Raw genomic sequence first — 2,786 nt, forward strand, 5'->3', positions numbered from 1 at the left:
CTAAGTACTCCTTACTGACCGATAGCGAACCAGTACCGTGAGGGAAAGGTGAAAAGCACCCCGACGAGGGGAGTGAAACAGTACCTGAAACCGAACGCCTACAATCAGTCGGAGGCTCCTTGCGAGCTGACGGCGTACCTTTTGTATAATGGGTCATCGACTTGGTCTCACGAGCAAGCTTAAGCCGTTAGGTGTAGGCGCAGCGAAAGCGAGTCTTAATAGGGCGCATGAGTTCGTGGGATCAGACCCGAAACCGAGTGATCTAGGCATGACCAGGATGAAGGTAAGGTAACACTTACTGGAGGTCCGAACCCACACCTGTTGAAAAAGGTCGGGATGAGTTGTGCCTAGGGGTGAAAGGCCAATCAAACTCGGAGATAGCTGGTTCTCCGCGAAATCTATTTAGGTAGAGCGTCATCCGAATACCCTCGGGGGTAGAGCACTGGATGGGTAATGGGGCCCCACAGGCTTACTGATCCTAACCAAACTCCGAATACCGAGGAGTACTAGATGGCAGACACACGGCGGGTGCTAACGTCCGTCGTGGAGAGGGAAACAACCCTGACCTACAGCTAAGGCCCCCAATTCGTGGCTAAGTGGGAAAGCAGGTGGGACGACCAAAACAACCAGGAGGTTGGCTTAGAAGCAGCCATCCTTTAAAGATAGCGTAACAGCTCACTGGTCTAAACAAGTTGTCCTGCGGCGAAGATGTAACGGGGCTCAAGCCACGAGCCGAAGCTTAGGATGTGCATAGCACATGGTAGCGGAGCGTAGTGTGACATAATTCCATGTCTCCTTACTGCCCTCGGGCAGATTGGAGACACGGAGTTTTCTGTGAAGCCGGGGCGTGAGCCATCCGGTGGAGAGATCACTAGCGAGAATGATGACATGAGTAGCGACAAACAGGGTGAGAGACCCTGTCGCCGAAAGTCCAAGGGTTCCTGCTTAAAGCTAATCTGAGCAGGGTGAGCCGACCCCTAAGGCGAGGCCGAAAGGCGTAGTCGATGGGAACCAGGTTAATATTCCTGGGCCAGGAGGATGTGACGGATCTCGACGGTAGTTCGTCCTTATCGGATTGAACGGGCTGCTTAGAGGTTCCTGGAAATAGCCCTCCATGAGATCGTACCCTAAACCGACACAGGTGGACTGGTAGAGAATACCAAGGCGCTTGAGAGAACGATGTTGAAGGAACTCGGCAAAATACCTCCGTAAGTTCGCGAGAAGGAGGCCCGGTTTTTACGCAAGTAGAGGCCGGGGGCACAAACCAGGGGGTGGCGACTGTTTACTAAAAACACAGGGCTCTGCGAAGTCGCAAGACGACGTATAGGGTCTGACGCCTGCCCGGTGCCGGAAGGTTAAAAGGAGAGGTGCAAGCCTTGAATTGAAGCCCCGGTAAACGGCGGCCGTAACTATAACGGTCCTAAGGTAGCGAAATTCCTTGTCGGGTAAGTTCCGACCTGCACGAATGGCGTAACGACTTCCCCGCTGTCTCCAACATCGACTCAGCGAAATTGAATTGCCGGTCAAGATGCCGGCTTCCCGCGGTTAGACGGAAAGACCCCATGAACCTTTACTATAGCTTCGCACTGGCATCAGGATTGCGATGTGCAGGATAGGTGGTAGGCTTTGAAGCAGTGACGCCAGTCGCTGTGGAGCCATCCTTGAGATACCACCCTTCGCACTCTTGATGTCTAACCGCGGCCCGTTATCCGGGTCCGGGACCCTGCGTGGTGGGTAGTTTGACTGGGGCGGTCGCCTCCCAAACAGTAACGGAGGCGCGCGAAGGTTGGCTCAGAGCGGTCGGAAATCGCTCGTTGAGTGCAATGGCAGAAGCCAGCCTGACTGCGAGACTGACAAGTCGAGCAGAGTCGAAAGACGGCCATAGTGATCCGGTGGTCCCGAGTGGAAGGGCCATCGCTCAACGGATAAAAGGTACTCTGGGGATAACAGGCTGATGGTGCCCAAGAGTCCATATCGACGGCACCGTTTGGCACCTCGATGTCGGCTCATCTCATCCTGGGGCTGAAGCAGGTCCCAAGGGTATGGCTGTTCGCCATTTAAAGAGGTACGTGAGCTGGGTTTAGAACGTCGTGAGACAGTTCGGTCCCTATCTGCCGTGGGTGTAGGATACTTGAGAGGAGTTGCCCCTAGTACGAGAGGACCGGGGTGAACGATCCACTGGTGGACCAGTTGTCGTGCCAACGGCAGTGCTGGGTAGCTATGATCGGAAAGGATAACCGCTGAAGGCATCTAAGCGGGAAGCCCCCCTCAAAACAAGGTATCCCTGAGGACCGTGGTAGACCACCACGTCGATAGGCCGGAGGTGTAAGCGCAGCAATGTGCTCAGCTGACCGGTACTAATGGTCCGATAGGCTTGATTTGATCCAGTAGAAGCAAGGTCGAAAGACCGACTGGACCAGAAGTCACACACACAACACGACCTGGACAATCCTGATGTTCGCACCCCCGCCCGAAAGGGCCGCGGGGTGTTCCTTTCTCGGTTTGGTGGTCATAGCACGAGCAAAACACCTGGCTCCATTCCGAACCCAGCCGTTAAGTGCCGTAGCGCTGATGGTACTGCGTCTTAAGACGTGGGAGAGTAAGTCACCGCCAAACCTAGCAAGGAACACCCGATCTCTCGACGATGATCAAACAAAGAAATTGGCGCGGGATGGAGCAGCCCGGTAGCTCGTCAGGCTCATAACCTGAAGGTCGTAGGTTCAAATCCTACTCCCGCAACCAAACACAAGCCGCAAAAACGCCGCCCAAAAAGGGCGGCGTTTTGC

The 2,786-nt window shown here is 54.8% G+C and carries 1 tRNA gene and 2 rRNA genes (1 of these 3 only partly in view); all 3 read left to right on the forward strand.

The features are described from left to right. A 23S ribosomal RNA gene (locus tag OG2516_RS15645) occupies nt 1-2,382 on the forward strand (it extends 449 nt beyond the left edge of the window). Nucleotides 2,383-2,501: 119 nt separating this feature from the next. Then, nucleotides 2,502-2,616: ribosomal RNA gene (rrf, locus tag OG2516_RS15650) — 5S ribosomal RNA — on the forward strand. Nucleotides 2,617-2,665: 49 nt separating this feature from the next. Further along, nucleotides 2,666-2,742, forward strand: a tRNA-Met gene (locus OG2516_RS15655). The last annotated feature ends 44 nt before the right edge of the window (nt 2,743-2,786 follow it).

Origin of the sequence: Oceanicola granulosus HTCC2516, from assembly GCF_000153305.1 — a bacterium.
In the GTDB taxonomy this organism is placed as follows: Bacteria; Pseudomonadota; Alphaproteobacteria; order Rhodobacterales; family Rhodobacteraceae; genus Oceanicola; species Oceanicola granulosus.